Annotated in this window: 20 protein-coding genes; 12 read left to right on the forward strand and 8 right to left on the reverse strand. The window is 65.5% G+C overall.

Features of this window, described 5'->3' with window-relative positions; translation table 11 throughout:
• Positions 1 to 206 precede the first annotated feature (206 nt).
• The 3 genes from ACPW96_RS22440 (at position 207) to ACPW96_RS22450 (ending at position 4,510) form a co-directional block, all read left to right on the forward strand.
• Positions 207 to 1,145 (forward strand): hypothetical protein, encoded by a 939-nt coding sequence (locus tag ACPW96_RS22440; RefSeq protein WP_425885873.1) that lies wholly within the window; start codon positions 207 to 209, stop codon positions 1,143 to 1,145.
• A complete protein-coding gene (locus ACPW96_RS22445) occupies positions 1,142 to 2,875 on the forward strand; it encodes a Dyp-type peroxidase (protein WP_425885874.1) in 1,734 nt (577 codons plus the stop codon). Before ACPW96_RS22440 ends, ACPW96_RS22445 begins: the two co-directional genes overlap by 4 nt.
• A gap of 399 nt (positions 2,876 to 3,274) precedes the next feature.
• A complete protein-coding gene (locus ACPW96_RS22450) occupies positions 3,275 to 4,510 on the forward strand; it encodes an IS110 family transposase (protein WP_425885875.1) in 1,236 nt (411 codons plus the stop codon).
• Positions 4,511 to 4,714: 204 nt separating this feature from the next.
• Here ACPW96_RS22450 and ACPW96_RS22455 read toward each other — a convergent pair whose 3' ends face one another.
• Both ACPW96_RS22455 and ACPW96_RS22460 read right to left on the reverse strand, forming a co-directional pair.
• A complete protein-coding gene (locus tag ACPW96_RS22455) occupies positions 4,715 to 6,109 on the reverse strand; it encodes a TolB family protein (protein ID WP_425885876.1) in 1,395 nt (464 codons plus the stop codon).
• On the reverse strand, positions 6,106 to 6,633 hold the full coding sequence (locus ACPW96_RS22460; protein WP_425885877.1) for an RNA polymerase sigma factor: 528 nt from the start codon (positions 6,631 to 6,633) through the stop codon (positions 6,106 to 6,108). The genes ACPW96_RS22455 and ACPW96_RS22460 overlap by 4 nt, the downstream gene beginning before the upstream one ends.
• A gap of 477 nt (positions 6,634 to 7,110) precedes the next feature.
• On the opposite strand from ACPW96_RS22460, the gene ACPW96_RS22465 reads away from it, so the two are divergent.
• Both ACPW96_RS22465 and ACPW96_RS22470 read left to right on the forward strand, forming a co-directional pair.
• Positions 7,111 to 7,914: a trypsin-like serine protease gene (locus tag ACPW96_RS22465; protein WP_425885878.1), complete on the forward strand. Its 804-nt coding sequence runs from the start codon at positions 7,111 to 7,113 to the stop codon at positions 7,912 to 7,914.
• A gap of 308 nt (positions 7,915 to 8,222) precedes the next feature.
• Positions 8,223 to 8,495, forward strand: coding sequence for a hypothetical protein (locus tag ACPW96_RS22470; RefSeq protein ID WP_425885879.1), 273 nt, complete (start codon positions 8,223 to 8,225; stop codon positions 8,493 to 8,495).
• A 258-nt stretch (positions 8,496 to 8,753) separates the two neighbouring features.
• Here ACPW96_RS22470 and ACPW96_RS22475 read toward each other — a convergent pair whose 3' ends face one another.
• From ACPW96_RS22475 to ACPW96_RS22485, 3 genes are all read right to left on the reverse strand, one after another.
• On the reverse strand, positions 8,754 to 9,104 hold the full coding sequence (locus ACPW96_RS22475) for a hypothetical protein (protein ID WP_425823829.1): 351 nt from the start codon (positions 9,102 to 9,104) through the stop codon (positions 8,754 to 8,756).
• Positions 9,105 to 9,336: 232 nt separating this feature from the next.
• Positions 9,337 to 9,678: a hypothetical protein gene (locus tag ACPW96_RS22480; protein ID WP_425823827.1), complete on the reverse strand. Its 342-nt coding sequence runs from the start codon at positions 9,676 to 9,678 to the stop codon at positions 9,337 to 9,339.
• Between the two features lie 292 nt (positions 9,679 to 9,970).
• Positions 9,971 to 10,609 carry a hypothetical protein gene (locus ACPW96_RS22485; protein ID WP_425885880.1) on the reverse strand — a complete coding sequence of 213 codons (639 nt, stop codon included), beginning with the start codon at positions 10,607 to 10,609 and terminating at the stop codon, positions 9,971 to 9,973.
• A 301-nt stretch (positions 10,610 to 10,910) separates the two neighbouring features.
• Between ACPW96_RS22485 and ACPW96_RS22490 the strand changes: the two genes are divergently transcribed.
• The 5 genes from ACPW96_RS22490 (at position 10,911) to ACPW96_RS22510 (ending at position 15,147) form a co-directional block, all read left to right on the forward strand.
• Positions 10,911 to 11,057 carry a hypothetical protein gene (locus ACPW96_RS22490; RefSeq protein ID WP_425823823.1) on the forward strand — a complete coding sequence of 49 codons (147 nt, stop codon included), beginning with the start codon at positions 10,911 to 10,913 and terminating at the stop codon, positions 11,055 to 11,057.
• 381 nt (positions 11,058 to 11,438) lie between these two features.
• Positions 11,439 to 11,738 (forward strand): hypothetical protein, encoded by a 300-nt coding sequence (locus ACPW96_RS22495; RefSeq protein WP_425885881.1) that lies wholly within the window; start codon positions 11,439 to 11,441, stop codon positions 11,736 to 11,738.
• Positions 11,739 to 11,775: 37 nt separating this feature from the next.
• A complete protein-coding gene (locus ACPW96_RS22500; RefSeq protein ID WP_425885882.1) occupies positions 11,776 to 12,861 on the forward strand; it encodes a glycosyltransferase family 4 protein in 1,086 nt (361 codons plus the stop codon).
• 79 nt (positions 12,862 to 12,940) lie between these two features.
• A complete protein-coding gene (locus tag ACPW96_RS22505; RefSeq protein WP_425885883.1) occupies positions 12,941 to 14,074 on the forward strand; it encodes a glycosyltransferase in 1,134 nt (377 codons plus the stop codon).
• Positions 14,071 to 15,147, forward strand: a complete 1,077-nt coding sequence (locus tag ACPW96_RS22510) for a glycosyltransferase (protein WP_425885884.1) — start codon at positions 14,071 to 14,073, stop codon at positions 15,145 to 15,147. Before ACPW96_RS22505 ends, ACPW96_RS22510 begins: the two co-directional genes overlap by 4 nt.
• Here ACPW96_RS22510 and ACPW96_RS22515 read toward each other — a convergent pair.
• From ACPW96_RS22515 to ACPW96_RS22525, 3 genes are all read right to left on the reverse strand, one after another.
• Complete coding sequence (locus ACPW96_RS22515) at positions 15,131 to 15,256, reverse strand: YdeI/OmpD-associated family protein (protein ID WP_425885888.1); 126 nt, start codon at positions 15,254 to 15,256, stop codon at positions 15,131 to 15,133. The genes ACPW96_RS22510 and ACPW96_RS22515 overlap by 17 nt on opposite strands.
• Positions 15,257 to 15,676: 420 nt before the next feature.
• Entirely contained in the window at positions 15,677 to 16,027 is a 351-nt protein-coding gene (locus ACPW96_RS22520; protein ID WP_425885885.1) for a hypothetical protein, read from the reverse strand.
• A gap of 204 nt (positions 16,028 to 16,231) precedes the next feature.
• Entirely contained in the window at positions 16,232 to 16,582 is a 351-nt protein-coding gene (locus ACPW96_RS22525) for a hypothetical protein (protein WP_425823809.1), read from the reverse strand.
• 196 nt (positions 16,583 to 16,778) lie between these two features.
• Here ACPW96_RS22525 and ACPW96_RS22530 point away from each other — a divergent pair, with 196 nt between their 5' ends.
• Positions 16,779 to 17,123, forward strand: a complete 345-nt coding sequence (locus ACPW96_RS22530; protein WP_425885886.1) for a DUF1254 domain-containing protein — start codon at positions 16,779 to 16,781, stop codon at positions 17,121 to 17,123.
• A complete protein-coding gene (locus ACPW96_RS22535) occupies positions 17,020 to 17,748 on the forward strand; it encodes a DUF1214 domain-containing protein (protein WP_425885887.1) in 729 nt (242 codons plus the stop codon). The genes ACPW96_RS22530 and ACPW96_RS22535 overlap by 104 nt, the downstream gene beginning before the upstream one ends.
• Positions 17,749 to 17,951 lie beyond the last annotated feature (203 nt).

A 17,951-nucleotide genomic window follows, 5' to 3' on the forward strand; every position in this document is an offset into this window, starting at 1 on the left:
GAAGCACCTCTCTAATGAGACGGTTATCCGGTGCCGGAAAGCGGCCGCGGGCGGTAGTCAATCGGGACGAATTCAATACACCCCTCCGACATTGTCCCCTCGCAGTTCCGCGGGGCGCGTTCGAGATCCAGCGAGCTCGACGGCGCTTGTTGCACCTTCACAGCATTGCCCTAGAAGGCAACGTCACACGCTGCTACATTCCGACCATGGGCCTCGTCCGCTTCTCAGCTCCCGCGAACCTCGACGACGTAGATGGGAGTGAGGACTTTCACGAGCGGTGGCATGACCTCGTGAGCGCACTGATAAAGGAGTCCACGAAGGTGAGCGGGCGTGGCGCTTACGTGAACCCTGCCCTGCGTGCGGTGCGGCGCGATCACGAACGGACTCTTACCTGGACTGGGCTGTCGAGGCCGTTGCTTATGGAGCATCGCGACAACCGGCGCGCGGCCTACGAGCAGTCCGAGAATCGCGATAAGCAGATCGAGTACTTGGAGTGGCACGTCACGAGGGTCGAGGGCCGGATTTCCCGCGTCACGTTCACTACTGAGACGCCCGAGTACTGGAAGCTCCTTGCGGCGCTCCATCGGGACGTCGTGTGGGACCTCTACAAGCGTTACGTCTCCCCGCACGTCGCTTTCATTGATCTCTTCCCCGACTTATCTACATACGATCCTCGGAACAGGTGGAACACGACGGACGGAATCATGCATTACATCATGCGTATCAATTCCTTGGGAGACCTTCTCGGCGTCTCCCAGGAGTACGAGCCGACTCAACACGCGGATGACGGCTACGACGCCGTTCCGTATTCCCGTGCCACGGGCGCTGATGCGCGTATCAACATGGACATCTGGGCGATGTCGCGCCAGGGCCTCCACGTTGCTACAGCCAATCGCCCGGGCCTGTACATGATCGGCTGGGACGACTCAGGCTGGACCAAACCCGACGGCAGCCCGGTCGACAACTACTGGACCGTCGACCGCGGGCTGAAGGGCGCAACAGTGAGGCTCAGCTATGAAGTGCCGGACACGGAGGGATTCCTGGTGGGCGACATTCGGATCGGTGATCGGCCGATCGAGTTCGGCAGCCAGATCGCCGAGCACATCACAATGGCGGCTCACGTCATTTGCGGTGATCCGTCATGACCGGCGAAGGAATGGAAGCTTTGGCCGGGATCATGGACGTCGGTGTTCAGCGACTCGCAGGCATCGCGTTGAAACAGTCGTCGACGGAGGACTCTCCTGTCGATGCCGATCTTGTACCACTCGAATCCGTCCCGGCCGGCGAGCCGTTGATCGATGGCCAGGCAGCTGCAGACATCCAGGGGAATGTCTTCCCAGGCTTCAATAAGGATCATCAACGGTTCCTTTTCCTAACCATGAACGGCACGGACGACGCGCGCACATGGCTTCGTTGGCTTGCCCCACGTCTGTCCAGCATGCAGGAAGTGCTCGACTTCAGACGCGAATTCAGACGCGAGCGCTTGTTGACAGGCACGACTGAGCCATCCAAGCCCGCTACCTGGATCGCTTTCGCCCTGTCCCATCACGCCATCTGCAAGTTGCTCGGCAAGCATGCTGGGGATGAGATGGGCGACGAAGCATTTCGTCAGGGCATGGCGGCGCGCTCGACACTTCTCGGCGACCCAGCAGAGCAGTCTCTTCCAGGGCATCGCGAGCGCTGGCGAGTCGGTGGGCCGGATTCAGAGGTGGACTTCCTCGTCATCGTCGCCGCGGACATCGCGCAGGACGTTGAACAGGCTGCGGCGGAGATCGTGCAGGCGGCCGCACGCGGAGGGCTCACTCTGTCCTTCGAACAGGTCGGCGAAAACTTGCCGGGCAATCTCTCCGGACACGAGCACTTCGGATTCAAGGACGGCATATCGCAGCCGGGCATCCGTGGCGTGACCAGTGACGGAGAGCACCTCAGCCCGCGCTACCTCGACCCGCGCAATCCGCACTCGCGCATCTTCGGAAAGCCCGGACAACCCCTGGTTTGGCCAGGTCAGTTCCTCCTCGGCCTGCCACGCCAGGACCCAGCCGATCCCCTCGCTCCAGCCGAGGACAACGGGAACTTCCCCGCCTGGGCGCGTAACGGGTCCTACCTCGTCTGCAGGCGGCTCAACCAGGATGTTCCCGCATTCTGGGACTTCGCCGCAACAGCCAGCCGAGAGTACGGAACGTCGCCGGTGCGCTTCGCATCTATGATGGTGGGTCGATGGCCCAGCGGCGCACCCATCTCCCGCTCCCCGCACGAGGACGACCTCTCGCTGGCGGGCGACGAGTTCGCACACAATCACTTTCTCTTCGACGACGACACCACACATTGGTTGCCAAGTAAGGAACTGGCCGAGGCTGGCTATAAGGAGGACGATCACACGCGCGCGACGGCCGACATCTTCGGGCAGACCTGCCCGATGGCTGGGCATATCCGCAAGGTCAACCCACGCGACAGCGGTACCGACTTTGGCGCATCGGCCGACACGATGCTCAGACTGATGATGAGGCGCGGGATCCCGTATGGACCTGTTTTGGCCGGCGTGAAAGACCCCCCTCCCCAGTTGATAGCCGCAGAACGCGGCCTGATGTTTGTCGCCTATATGTCCTCGATCGAGGATCAGTTCGAATTCGTCACACGGCGCTGGGCAAACTCCTCCCTCCAGCCGAACGCGAGCGGACACGACCCGATCATCGGTCAGAGCGACGTGCACGGGGATCGTGAGCGGACCCTCGAACTGCGCCTACCCGGCGGTGACCGAGAGCGGTTTTCCCTTCCCCGCGAATGGATCACGCCTACTGGCGGTGGCTACTTCTTTGCACCGGCGATATCGGCCGTCGGCAATGTGCTTGCGAACGGAGAGGTCGGGGATCACTGAGCGGTCGAGGGACGAGCTGCCCACCGTGCTTAGGCGAGATGCGTCCGCCGGCGGCTACACTCGCGCCAGCCCGACACGCACATTCCAGCGCTGAATCCAAGACTCGGCACACCACCTGTTCGGTGCTGCCCGGGTAGCGTTCCAGGGGCGCTGCCGCGCCGTGGGGGTCGGGAGTCTCGTGCGTGGCTGGCTCTTGTCGGCAAGGGTTGTCGAGGTGGATGCTGGCGGTGCCGGTCGTGGTGACGTCGAGATCCCTTGGTGCTTCGAGCCGGTCGGGTAGCGTGACGCGGAAGGACACCCACGGGAACCGTGGATTGTTGCCTTCGAGCACGAGTGTTAGATTCCTGAACTTCTTCCCCGCCCTTCCCCGTGACCGGCCTCGTCTGAAGGAGGCTGCTGATGGATGTGGTGCACGAGCGGGCGGCGGGGATGGATATCTCCAAACGTGACGCGAAGGTCGCGATCCGGGTGCCGGGCAAGCGCGCGGGGACGTTCACGACGAGCGTGTCGACGTGGGGTGCGACGGTGCCGCAGATTCTCGAGCTGGTCGAATTCCTGCATGCCCAACAGGTCACGACGGTGGTGATGGAAGCGACCGGCGACTATTGGAAGCCGTTTTACTTCCTGATGGAAGACACGCTGCCGGTGATGCTGGTCAACGCCCGGCAGGCGCGGAACATCCCGGGACGCAAGACCGACGTGTCGGACGCGGCCTGGCTGGCGCAGTTGGCCGCGCACGGGCTGCTGCGGGCCTCGTTCGTGCCACCGGAACCGATCCGGCAACTGCGGGACCTCACCCGTGCCCGCGCGGTCGCGACCATGGACCGGACCCGGCAGGTGCAGCGTCTGGAGAAGTTCCTCGAGTCCACCGGGATCAAACTCTCCTCCGTCGCGTCGGCGCTGACCGGCGCGTCGGCGCGGGCGATGCTGGACGCGCTGGTCGCCGGGGAACGCGACCCCCAGGCCCTGGCCCAGCTGGCCAAGGGCAGGTTGCGGAACAAGATCCCGCAACTGGTCGACGCATTACAGGGCCGATTCACCGAGCATCACGCGTTCCTGGTCGGCGAGTACGTGATCCAGATCGACACGCAGACCGGGATGATCGATCGGCTCACCGCCCGGATCGAGGACGCGATGGTGCCCTTTCGTCCCGCCCGGGACGTGCTGATCACGATCCCGGGCGTCTCCGTCGCGGTCGCCGACGTCATCATCGCCGAGACCGGCGGCGACATGAGCGTGTTCGATACACCGGGGCGACTGGCGTCGTGGGCGGGTGTCTGCCCCGGCCAGAACGAGTCCGCCGGCAGGGTTAAGTCCTCTCACACCCGCCCCGGAAACAAGTACCTGAAAGCCGCGCTCGGCGTCGCCGCCCTGTCCGTGTCCCGAACCAAGGGCACCTACCTCGGCGCCAGATACCGGCGCATCGCGGCTCGCCGCGGCCCACTCAAAGCAGTTGTCGCGATCGAGCACACCCTCCTCGTCGCTGTCTGGCACATGCTCCAAAACGGCGAGGCATACACCGACCCCGGCGCCGACTTCTACGTCCACACCGACCCCGACAGGACCAAGAACAAGGCCATCCGACAACTCCGCAACCTCGGCTACAACGTCACCATCACCCCAGCAGCCGCCTGAAGTCACGTTCTACTCCCGTATTAGGGATGGTCGCTGACTCAACCAGTCGAAGTGATTGGAGCGCGATCCAGCGTCACAGGCCTCGACCCTGATTGCCCGCAAGCGGATCCCATCTGAGACGGCACTCGCCGCGACCTGGGACCCGTAAGCCGGCTGGATGGGTGACTGACTCCCAACGGCCGACAATGATGCTTTGGCTCCGGATCAGGCAGGCAGTCTGCCCCAGCCCTGGTACACGTTCCAGGGGTACCCCGAGTAGCCTCCAAGGTCTTGTCCTTCGTAAAGCACGGCGGGTGGCGCCGAACCGTCGACACGCACGGCCACCACTCCACTGACCCCGTCCGGCGCCGCGAGATCGGGCTGCGACCACGCCCGGTAGAGGAGCGTCGTGCTGTCGGGCGACCAGGTGACGCTGACCGGGAACCACATCCGCGGCTTGTCACTGGAGGGTGACTGCGGCGGAGCGATCACCGCCTGGGTCCCGAACGCTCCCAGCGGATCGTTGTCCCCGACGGGGACGACGACGGCTTCGCTTTCTTCTCGGCAGATACGCTCCTCGCCGGACTGGTCCACATATGTGTCACAGCTCCGCTGGAACGCGACGCGGTTTCCATCTGGTGACCACACCGGTCCGATGCCATGCATGACTCCGTAGTCGGCGACCAGGAGGCGTTGATCGGACCCGTCGGCGGCCATCAGCCACAGGTCGAGGCGCGTTTCCGCGCCCCACCCTGCGAGGGCACGCTGTACGGCGAGCGCCTGGCCGTCGGGCGACACCGCCAACGCCACCGCATCCGACGTGTCCGGTACCGCGCGTGTCTCGTCGGTTGTCACCGAGTAGACCCGAATCCCGCTCTCGCTGGTGATGTAGAGCTCGGACACATCCGGCGCCCACTCGAGGTCGCTCGCGTTTATCTTCAACCGTCGGACCTCGCCGGAATCGGTGTCGAGCAGCCACACCTCGTCGACGTAATGCGGTTCACCGGACCGATGGTACGTGCCGGCCCCGAACGCGATCCACCGGCTATCGGCCGACCAGATGGGGCACGGCGGTGCAGACACGCCGTCGAGTGGGACGACTTCCGGCGCGGACAGATCCCCGTCGGCGCTCACCTCGCCGACGACGAGGGAGGCGTCCTCTCCGCCCGAGTCTGCGTCGTGGGTTGCCTGGCCGAACGCGAGCCGGGTGCCGTCGATCGAGAACGCGGGACACACGAGCTCGGCATCCTCACTGTCGGAACCGGCGATCCGGTGAGCGGATGAGCCGTCCTTGACAAGGTAGATGCCTCTTTCCAGCCCATTCATCTCGAACGCCACCCACCCGTTCGAGACGGTGCCGGGGTTGGGATCGCCGATACCGGGGACCGTGAGCGTCGGGCTGGGATCACCGGAAGCCACAGGACCCGGGCTGCTGCCGTTGCGGAGGGCCGCGGTGACGATGCCGCCGGTCATTGCGCCGACAAGGAGCAGCGCGAGAGAAGCTGCCACGAGTTGCATGCGGTAGCTGTCGGCGGAACGGATTCGCTGCGTGCCTGCCAGCACTAGATCCCGCATCTCGTCGTGTTCGCGGGCGGTCAGTTCGTCCTCGGTGCCCATCATTCCCCCATCGCAGTCATCTCGTCGCGAAGCTTCTCCCTGGCCCGCGTGAGGCGGGACTTCACCGTTCCGACCGGGATTCCCAGCGTCTGCGCGGTCTCCCGCTCCCCGTACCCCTCCAACACGGTCAGCACGACCACGCTCTGCTCTCGATGAGGCAGCCGCCTCAACGCCGCAAGCACTCCGCTCTCATCGTTCCCGGACAGCTCCCGGGGCGGCTCCGGTCGCGGAGCGCGAGCGATGAGTGCACCGTACCGGCGTCTTGACCGCTCAAGGTTCCGCGCGCAATGCGCCACCGTATTCAACATCCACGGCAGCGGCGACCCTTCCACCAACCGCACCGAAGCGCGTTTTCGCCACAGTTCGAAGAAGGCGATCGTCACCGCATCCTTCGCGTCCTCCCGCGCCGTGAGCAATCGGCACGCGTGACGGAACAGGCGCGCCTCATGGCGGTCGAACAACGCAGCCAAACCCGCCGGATCTCCGGCGCAGACCAGCGCCCACTCCGCCGCCTCGTCGTTGCCCATACCTAGTAGTGTCCGCGAACCTCCGAAAGGTTCACGCGTCTCCAGAAAGATTTCCGTCGACGCTCCAGAACCCTGTCGTTGACGATCGACAGCGCGACCAGTGTCGGCAATCGATGCAAGCGTCCGCCGAGGGATCGATAGGCGGACCTCCCTGGGACGATGGTCGACCATCCCGCGCTCGGTGCCGGGTAGGGATCGCCGCTGACTCAATCAGTCGACGTGTTCCGACGTCAACGCCGCCTCACGCGCCTTGCCCGCAAGTGGACCGGCTTACTGCCGAGCGATCAGTTGCCGCTTGTACGGTCGCGACTGGGGAGGCAAACCTAAACCAACGTCTGCAGACCAGCGACGTCGGGATCGAGCCCTCTCCCGGAGACTTCGACTCCGCGAGGAGCCCTATGGACTGGGCCAAAATCCGGGTGTTCAATGGTGCTGATCGGACCGCGGCAGCACGGTGAAGTCAAGGAGGACTCGATCATGCGTCGACTATTCATCCCGATAATCGCCTTGGCCCTCGTGTGCTCGAGCGCTGTCCCGGCGTCAGCGATCACCTTCGGAGACCTAGACGGCGAACTGCACCCAAACGTCGGCGTCGTCGTGATAGACCGGAATGCCGCCAGCCCGGGACCCGACATCACATGTTCGGGAACGCTCATCTCCGAAGACGTGTTCCTGACCGTGGCTCACTGCGTCGATGTGCTCGAAAGGGTCGGGCAGACATACTGGGTTTCGTTCGCCACGACCTACGATGAGGATGCGTCCGCGCCAGCTGGGCTCATCGCTGGAACCGCGATCAAGCACCCCCTTTGGGGCTCGGGCGGTCAGGCCGACACGCACGACATCGCCGTCATACTGCTTGACAGCTCACCCGACATCACCCCTGCTGAGCTGCCCACGGCGGGCCTCCTCGATCAACTGAAGGCGAGCGGACAGCTCCGCGACCAGACGTTCACCACAGTTGGCTACGGCGCCGTGCGCACGGACAAGACCGGCGGGCCGCACGCAAACGAGGGCCGCGACGGTGCGCGCCGTTACGCACTGCAGGGCTTCCAATCGCTGAGGCCGAACTCTCTCGAGCTGTCGCAAAATCCCTCCACCGGGGACGGAGGCATCTGTGCCGGCGACTCGGGAGGCCCGCACTTCCTTGGCGGGGTCGAGAGCGACCTTGTGGTCTCGACCACAGTACGGACGGACCGATGGTGCCGCGCCACCAACCAGACGTACCGGCTGGACACTCCGTCGGCCCGAGACTTCCTCGCATCGTTCGTCACCCTGCCCTGACCACAACTGGTCAAGCGGGCCACCCACCAGCAGGGACCCGGTCATTCTCAGCTAGCGTCGTTCCGCTCGCTCAGCGAGCGGCATCCCGTGCGGTAGTCGACCGTCCATCGAGCGCACGCTCCGTGTCGCTTTCAACGCCAACTATCCACAGCGGGGCTGCGAACGACATCGCGCTCGTCGGCGGCCACCTAGGCTCGACGAGTGCGTCTTCGTCCCTTTGATCGCCTCCTGGTGGGGACGTTGATTGCGGGGAGCTTGGTGACCTCGTCGTGTACGAAGACCGACCCAGCGAGTTCGATGGCGATTTGATGGAGGCGCTTCTCGAAACCGAGCTGGCCGCGGATCAAGCTCTGGCCGATGCCGGCGCCGGATGGATCGACGGAAACGAGGTCGGGAACTCCACCTACGAGCTTTACTTCATCGGTGAAGACCCCGAGCTCACGTGGAACATGCTCGAGCCCGTATTCGCCGAAGCGCCCGTGGCTTGGACACAAGTCGAGCTCAGGAACGGACTGGAATACACGGCCCCGACCGTCCTCAATAGTAGCCGCCGACCCGGCCGGCCCCTCCGTGAGCCTTGACCTACTCGGACCGATGTGGCGCAGGACAGGCCCGCCGACGCCCGTTGCTCCTGCTCAGCTCCGCGGCAGCTCGATCTTTCGCGCCGCTCCCATCACGCTCGGATGTGTAGATCGCGTCAATGGGTGATCCCGCTCCCCCACGTTGAAGCCGACCGCGATCGCTGCGCGGACCTCCTACGGGACGATTCTCAACGATCTTGTGCCTGTTGCCCGCATGACGATCCGTACTCAGGGCGGCGGTCTCGTCTCCGAGTTGGGCTAAGCCTGCACCGCGCCGAAGAACTCGCGTGCCGTTGCCAACTGGGCGAGTGCCATCACGCCGGCCACGGCGACGTAGATCAGCCCGATTGTGTCGATGCCGTACGCGATCGTGACCGCGGTCGCCAGCACTACGAGCCAGATCGAAGCCCACGCCCAGCGCTGCCTGGCGCGATAGGCGAACAACAACACCAGCAGGGCCAACGCGTTCACGACCGCGTAGGCGATGAACATCCGGCCCTCGTCCGCTGACGTCGCCACCAACAACGTCGCGACCAGGTGATTGAGCAGCATCCCAGCGTTCAGCACGATGAGCACGATCCAGCCGGCCTTTGCCAGTCCAGTTCTCATGCCGCGAGTGTAGGACCGTGTGCCACGCTGGCGACAGACGCGACGAGCGCTTGCGAGACGACGGCATCCTTCGCATTGCCTCCGGCACCGTATGGTGGCGTCCGCCCACCTACCGGTCCTCAGTAGGCGGCCCCTCTGCGGGACGACAGTGAACAATCCCTCCACTACCGCCCGAGTAGGGATCGCGCGGTCACACGCTCGTTCGACTTTCAGCCGCAGTATGCGGCGAGGGTCAGGCGGATGCGCTCCCACTCAGGGGCTGGGCCATCACGATCCCCATGACCAGCACGATCGAGGCGGCGACCAACACGAATTCAAGCGGCTCACGTCGGTCACCGGTCACAGTGCAATGTATGAGGTACACGAGCACGGCTATCGCGACGATCGCCGCCCAGGCGAGCAGAACCCACGCTCCGATGAATAGCAGGCTGAGTGCGGAGCCACCCGAACTTGAAATCCCGTACCAGATGGCGTTTGCAATGGCGAGCATCGCGGCGGACCCGACAGCCATCGCGAGGGCAATGCACGACGCGACGACGCTCGAGTCAGCGTCTCTCGACGTCGTGGTTTTCATGAATCGAACGCTATGCCGGTTCGTGAAACGGCTCAACCGCAACAACATGAACAGTGGAGTGAGGGCGGGATGCCTCGGTCCTGCAGGACCGCTGACGGGCGACCTGCGCCCGGCAGCGACCGGACGAGTGCACAACAACGCGTCACTCTGAGTTCACGAGCAATGGGCCGACAGACCCACGAAGTCGCAAGCATCGGCCAGCGTCCTTCAATCGGTCAATTCGCCGGCGACCAGTGTTGACTGCCCGCTGAGCGATGCTCACCGAGCGTGACATCAGGGCGCGGTGCGTTAGCTAGCCCTGCGACGGGTCGGCGGCCCTGTGGAAGACGTAGACCTCGACGTGGTCACCCTTGAGCACGAATCGGGTGAGACCCTCCGCCTCGAACCACACGTTCTCCGAGACGGTTTCGAGGCCTTTGGGGGAACACCCCTCGGAGCCGTTCCGCTCGCGGAGCGCATGGGTCGCCACGAGCAGACAGACCATGCCGTAGCGAGACCCTCCGCTCCAAACACGGTGACCATTGAAGCTCTCGTATTGCCGCAGCTCATCGGCACTGAGACCGAGCGCGTCGAGAGTGCCGAGGTTGTCCTGCGGCTCATCGACGTCCGCACCGACCGACACCAATTCGAGCACGTAGTCCGGTGCGAGCACCTGTTCCGCTCCCCGGTCCTGCGCTTCTGGAATCAGCAACCAGCGGCGGCGGTGCCACCACGGTCCCGCGGGGGCTCCTCCGATGGGGTCGGAGTCGGCGATCCCGGCCTCGACGGGGTCGTACTCCTCGCCCGACCCTCCGGCAGGCTCATGCTCGGCGAACGCGCCGTCGACAGCGTGCGGGACCGACGTCGAACTCGTGCGAGGCCCCTTCGACCGGCTCAGCGACCGGGACGCGTCCCGTGTCCAGGGCGGGGACGCTCGGGGCGGGATCGCCAACGGGTGTCAGCTGCCGGCGGTGGGCGGCCTCCAGTTCGGAAAGCCGAGCCTGAGCCGCCACATCGCCCGCGATCTCGGCATCCCGTCCGTACGCGCGTCGGCGGAGGCGGCCACGACGACTCGATCAGTCGGGATGACTCGACCGCAATCCCGGATTGCAGCAGCTGGACCACGCTGCGCGCAGAGGGATCCGCTACTGGACTTGTGCTGTCCCTCGGGCGGTCTGGTCGGTCGACCGCTCGCGCTGCATGTAACGTCAGCCTTAACAGGGTCACCGTGGCTCTCGAAGGAGCAAAACACCATGGGTGAGAAGTCCACGCGCAAAGAAGGCGGCAAAACGGCGCCTGCGAAGACCCTGAAAGAGAAGCGCACGGCGAAGGCCGACAAGAAGGCGGCGAACAATCGAGTCGCCAACACCGATGCCGTCACTCGAGTCAAGAACCGTTGAAAGCCACTCCGCGGGCCCCTGAGCGCCGCTGGGCGTCCCGTCCCGTCACCGGTCCGACCACTCCGGCAAGGAAAAGTCTCGAGCCGAGACAGTAGCGATGACTGACAGTCACGTAGATCTTCGGTGGCTGCCCGTCCGCGCCGGCGGGCGCGTGGTGATCCACACCAGCAGGTGGTGGGAACTCATGCGAGCTCGCGGAGAGCATCGCGCGCCGCAACCGCTGTTCCACGCCGCGCTCGAAGTGATCGTCGACGAGCGGCCCCATCTGACCATGATGACTCCGGCGTGGGGCGTGCCGACGACTTCCCACGGAGTGGTCGCCAGCGGACCCGTGGGAGCGCGTTGGCTGGGCCGCTCGCGATTCTTTCGCTACGAGATACGGTGCTGGCGGACGGCATACTGCCCGACCCTGCGTGGGCGATCGACTCGCCCGTGCGATTCGCCCTCCCGCAGGTGGAGGCGCGCGCCCTCCTTGCACGCGTGAGCACCGTGCCGACACCCACCTGGGGGCGCGACGCCTTCCGATGCGGCGACATGTGGAACTCCAACTCCCTCGTGTCTTGGCTCCTTCAGACCTCCGGGATCGATGCGATGCGGATCCGACCACCCGGCGACGGGCGTGCGCCAGGCTGGGCATCCGGCATCGCCTTGCGCTTCGGTGCCGTTCAGGCGGGTCGGTGAGCACCTGGGGCGGCGGGCCGCGCCGATGAGGGTCGCGATGCTGGGTCCGATCGCGTGGCGGACGCCGCCGCGACACTATGGCCCGTGGGAGCGTGTCACGAGCTTGTTGACCGAAGGTCTTGTGCGCCGTGGCGTGGATGTCACCCTCTTCGCTACGGCCGATTCTCTGACATCGGCCACGCTCAGATCGGTTGCACCCCACGGCTACGCCGAGGATGCCGGCATGGATGGCCGGGTGTGGGAGGCGCTCCACATTGCACATGCCTTTGAACGGTCGGGCGACTTCGACATCGTGCACAATCAGCTCGACTGGCTCCCGCTCGTCTTCGGCGCTCAATGCGCTGCACCTATGGTGACGACGATCCACGGCTTCTCCGGCGACGCGATCCTGCCGGCATACGAACGTTCGTCGTCGGCGTTCGTTTCGATTTCGGACGCGGACCGGTCTCCTTCCCTCGAGTATCTGGCGACGGTTCACCACGGCATCGATATGACGGAGTTCGAGGGCAGCTCGGCATCTACGGGCGAGGACCTGGTGGTCTTCGGGCGCATCCACCCCGACAAGGGCATCGCCGATGCGATCGAGATCGCCCGGCGCACGGGGCGCCGACTGGTCATCTGCGGGATCATTCAGCATGCCGGGTACTTCGAGGCGGTGATCAAACCCCACATCGACGGCGACAGGGTCGTCTATCGCGGATCCGTGGGGCCCTCGGAGCGGCTTGAGGTGCTGACTTCAGCGGCCGTGCTGCTGCATCCGATCCATTTCGATGAGCCGTTCGGGCTGTCCGTTGTCGAGGCGATGGCCTGCGGAACGCCGGTCGTCGCTTATCGGCGCGGATCCATGCCCGAAATCATCGACGACGGAGTCACTGGGTTCCTGGCAGAGGACATCGATGACGCCGTCGCCCTCGTCGACGCGGGCGCGGCGCTTGATCGGACCGCGGTCGCCGTGAGGGCCCGCGCCCGCTTCGACGTCGAGCGCATGGTCGACGGCTACCTCGAGGTGTACCGGTTGCTCCTGAGCTGCCAGGAGGCCTCGCATGAGCGTGGTGTAGTGTGCGGAACACAGCGCGGCGGGTTCGGCCCGACGTGTAACCGGACCGCGGCGACGCAGGCGTAGTTCCACGAGGGATGCCGTCGGCAGACGTCTCGAAGAACCTCGGCGTCGTATGACTCCGAGGCCGACAGAGATGGTCGCCATGACCCACTTCGGTTTTCTGTCCACGTATCCGCCCACCCGCTGTGGGCTCGCCACCTTCACCGAAGCGCTGGCGAGCGAGCTTGCGACAGATGGAGTGCCGGCGCCCATCATCGTGCGCGCCCTCGATGTTCGCGACAGCGGGCCTGATCCGGCAGTGGTCGGCCGCGTCCCGACGACGACCGAACTGATCGCGCGCGACCGTGTGAGCATGCGGACGGCTGTCCGGGCGCTCGATGGATGCGACGTCGCGATCGTGCAGCACGAGTACGGCATCTACGGCGGACCCGATGGCGACGAGATCATCCCGCTGCTCAGATCTCTGGCGACACCCGCGATCGTCGTGCTCCACACGGTGCTCAGCGAGCCCACGCCGCATCAACGAGCAGTACTCGAAACGGTGTGCAAGCTGGCCGCGACCGTCGTGGTGATGACCGACAACGCGCGAGAGATTCTCAATCGGTCGTACAACGTCAAACCATCCAAGGTTCACGTGATTCCTCACGGCGTCCCGGTGCCCCGCGCGACCTCGGTGACAAAGCGCACCGGCTCGAAGCGGATCCTCACCTGGGGACTCATCTCGCCGGGCAAGGGACTCGAGTGGGGCATTCGCGCGATTGCGGGCCTGCGCGACACGGTTCCCCCCGTCGAGTACGTCATCGCCGGCCAGACCCACCCCAAAGTTCTCGCGCATGATGGCGAGCGCTACCGTGAAGCGCTGCAGCAGCTCATCACCGACCTGGGCCTCGGCGCGATCGTCACGCTCGATGATCGCTACCGCGACGCCACAGAGCTTGCGGAACTCGTCGCCGGCGCCGACGTCGTCCTGCTGCCCTACGACTCGCGCGATCAGGCCACGTCGGGAGTGCTGATCGAGGCTGTAGCCGCGGGCGTGCCGGTGGTCGCAACCGGCTTTCCGCACGCGGTCGAGCTGTTGGGCCGCGGTGCGGGCGTCATCGCGAGGCACCAGGACCCGGAGTCGATGGCCGCCGCCATCCGCACGATCCTCGAAGCAGAGGGGGCCGCGGAGCAGATGCATCAAGCGGGGCTGCGTGACACGCATGATTTCTCGTGGCCGAGAGTCGCCGATCACTATCGCGCGATCGCCCATCGCATGGTGAGGGTTGCGGCGTGACGGGAGACGAAGACGACATCGGGTGCGGGAGCCGGCCCTCTTTCTCGCATCTCATCGCGCTGTCCGATGACCACGGCGTCTTCGAACACGCACTCCTCGATGTGCCGCGCCGGGATCACGGATACTGCGTCGACGACGTTGCTCGCGCGCTCGTCGTGCTGCTGCGCGAACCCGAACCGACCCCGGCTCTGCTCCGACTCACCGACACGTGCTTTCGTTTCCTGGAGGGTGCCGTCGACAAAGACGGCCGCGTGCACAACCGGATGGCGGCCGGCGGCGGCTGGACAGACGAACCGGCACTCGGCGACTGGTGGGGTCGAGCGCTTCAAGCCCTCGGCGCCGCAGCCGCCCACGCTCCGACGGGCCAGACCCGTTCCCGCGCGCTGACCGCGTTCCATCGCGCGGCCTCCGTGCGATCGCCGCATGGAAGAGCTCTGGCGTTCGCGACGCTCGGAGCCGCGGACGTCCTCGCCGCATACCCCGACGATCTCTGTGCCCGTGCTCTGCTGCTGGACGGGATCTCGTCGATCCCAACCCCGCCCGATGACAGCTGGCCATGGCCAGAGCAGCGGCTCCGCTACGCCAACGCCGCGCTTCCGGAGGCGCTCCTGGCCGGCGGCACAGCGACAGACAACCCTCGCATCGTCGCGCGCGGCCTTTCCATGCTGCGCTTCCTCGTGGATCTCGAGACGAGCCACGGGCACCTCTCGGTGACAGGGACCGACGGGCGCGGTCCCGCGCAGCGGTCCGCGCAATTCGATCAGCAGCCGATCGAAGTCGCGGCCATCGCCGACGCGTGCGCGCGCGCCTACGAACTCACCGGCGAGTCCTCGTGGCGCGATGGCGTCGCCTCTGCCTGGGCATGGTTCGCGGGCGACAACGACGCCGCCACCGCCATGTTCGACCCCGAATCGGGCGCCGGCTTCGATGGGCTCGAAGCGAACGGCCGCAACGAAAACCGCGGCGCAGAATCGACGCTCGCGGCGCTCAGCACCTACCAGCACGCTCGACGCGTCGGCGTGCTCGAGCTGGTTCCGTCGTCGGGTCAGCGTATTCTCAGTGGTCGTCAGTGAACGGTTCCCCTCGTTGCAGCATTTCGACGTACTGGGCAACGCGTGCGGCTCGCGAGGCTGGCCGCTTGTGATTGGCCACGCGGAAGGCCATCGCGAATCGGTTCTGCAGGCGCGCGCGGACCTCTGCGGGCGTGAAGTGTCACGCCGGGTTGCGAGAGAGTGGAGACCAGAGTGCTCACGATGGCGGGTACACGTACGACTTTCCCTGCACGGTAGCGCCGGGGATCCACCCCCGCTACCGTCGCCTGACGTCACACCACAAATGGTGGGGGGCTGCAGGCGACCTCCGGGAAGCGATCCGTCGCGCCCCAGTCTTTCGCAGACAGGCCGCTTCACACCCTCACTCGTTCATGAATCCGAATCGGCCGCCCGCCATGGTCCGCGATCCGGACACGGTGTGGATAGGGATCAACGAGTGGGAACCCACCACTCACCTTCGGCTCGGTGACGAGGAGCTCCCGCCGCTGTCTATGAGCGTGGCGACCGCGTACTTCTCGTGGGCGGACGCCCGGTTGCGGAATGGTGCAGGTCAGTGCGCTTCGTGCAGCTTCCTGGTGACTTCTGGTGTCTTGCCGTTCTCGTGGGCGGGAGGTTCGGGCACCGCGTAGAGTCCGGTGGGCGAGTTCGCGGTGGACATCAGTGCATCGACCCAGGCCCGATTGATCACCGGTGCTTTGCTGCCGTAGAACGTGTACACGACCGAGACGCGGGGATGGATCCAGACGGTCGTTCTGCCGTTGCCGATGCTGGCGTCGTCTTTCCAGGTGAAGTGGAACGACTCGCCACGGCGGACTTTCGCTCCGATCACCAGCTGCAGGTGAGCCAGCAGACGATCGTCGAAATCGACCTTCACCAGCCCGTCGTAGATGAACTTGCCCATGATCGCGCCTCTCCAGAGGGCTGCGTCGATGGGCTCTCGGTCGGTGCCGAGCGTGCCACCCGAAGAAACGGCCGGTGAATTCAGTATGGGCTCGTTCCTCTGTTGGCGATACGGAGAACCTTGGCCGCGGCGAGAATCGCCATCGCGGGCCAGCGGCGGTGAGTCACCGGTCCGGTAGGCAGCCCGCCGGCGGTACGCGCAGTCTCAGACGATGTCGTCCCAGTTGCGCTGAGCGGAGCGGAGGTCTTCGACGTCCTCCTCGGCAAGTGGAAACCCGCGGGGGCACTCGAGGGCTTCGGTCTGCTCCATCAGCGTGAGCAGCGTAGCGTCCTCAAGCAACTCGTCCCGGATGCCGTCCACCGTGACGGCCGACATGTCGCTGAGCCAGCCCACCCTCAGCTGCACACGCGCTATGCGGCCGCCCGCGGTGACGAAAGGGATATCCACCACATCCACGGCGCGATCCCTGGCCAACGCGAGACCGTAGCCTGTCACGGCATCCGCCAGCTCAGTGCCCGTGGAATACGACCCGTACGCCGTGACGATGGTCTTCATGAGGCTCTAAGCCCTCCATCCATCCGACGCGGCGCAGCTTCTCGGTGCGTTCGGCCCACCGTGCACCCCTCCCCCCGGATCACCTCACCCCCTTGACAAAAGCCCCACATCACGCGCGCCCGCCCGGGACCGCCTCCGTCCTGAACGTGCACCTCGCCGCCAGGGCCTCCTCCCGACTCGCGTCCGTGCTGAGGATGTGGATCCTCCCACCTGCACGACGGGTGCTGGCCAGTACCTCCTAACCGGCCCATCGTGGACCGGCGGCACACCCGACGGGTTCGACGGGGTGATCCTGGCCTCCACCGACATCGTCGGCTGCCTCGGCCGCACCGCGTTTACCGATGGCGACGTCGCGGACCTGCGCCGCATCAAGCACTCCTACACAGCCGTTCCGCTGTCCGAGCATCTAGGCACCCCCGGCGCCGGCCGCAGAGCCGGTGGCATGGCCGGCCTGGATCGAGGCCGCCGCAACCGACATCCGTTTCTACGACTACCTCGATCACCTCTTGCAGTTCGCGCCGGTTCTGCAAGAGGACCGTGACATTCGGGACCGGATGGCATCGGTGGGCATCGGCGGCGGCACCTTCCGCAGCGCCGATCTCAGCGAGAAGGATCGCGCTGCGTTCGAGGGAGGCCTTACCGACGGCATCGCACATCTCGAGGACGTCGCCGCCCGCGCGTCCAGCTCGACCGGGCTCTTCGGTACTCGCGAGGAGATGGCGGGCGCGTACGACAACCGCAACGTCGGTGCCAAGAAGGGTCTCTACGGACTGCCGGCCGCGATTGCCTGGTACGGCGGCTGGCTCGTCGACTCTGCCGGCAACCACATCACCGGCGCCGCCGATTACACGATCACCTTCTCCGCCGACCAACTTCCCAAAGCACGGTTCTTTTGGTCAGCGACCCTTTACACCCTGCCCCAGCGGCTGCTCAGCGCCAACGAGATCGACCGGTACTCCATCGGCGACCGCACGCCCGGCATCCACTACAGCGACACCGGCTCCCTCACCCTCTACGTCCAGCATCATCGCCCCGCCGATCCGAAAGAAGGCGCCAACTGGCTCCCATCACCAGACGGACCGTTCACCGTCATCATCCGCGCTTACGGAGGTGACGCTGCCATCGCTCAGGGGACCTACCGGCTTCCACTCATCACCCCACGCTGAACTCACTTGCAATCTTCTCGAAGGGATCTCCACCGCGCCAATGCTCTATCGATTCTGGAAAGCTGTGTCGGCGGTCCATTCGCGTTCCAGAATGGCGTAGATCCCGGTGTCGGTCCACTCGTCCTTGGGTTGCGTCCGGCATGGTGGTGTACGAACCCCCCGGTGACCGTGTCGCTGCGGACGTAGCGACGGTCACCGCGTGA

It is taken from the genome of Micromonospora sp. DT81.3, from assembly GCF_049847225.1.
In the GTDB taxonomy this organism is placed as follows: Bacteria; Actinomycetota; Actinomycetes; order Actinomycetales; family Microbacteriaceae; genus Microbacterium.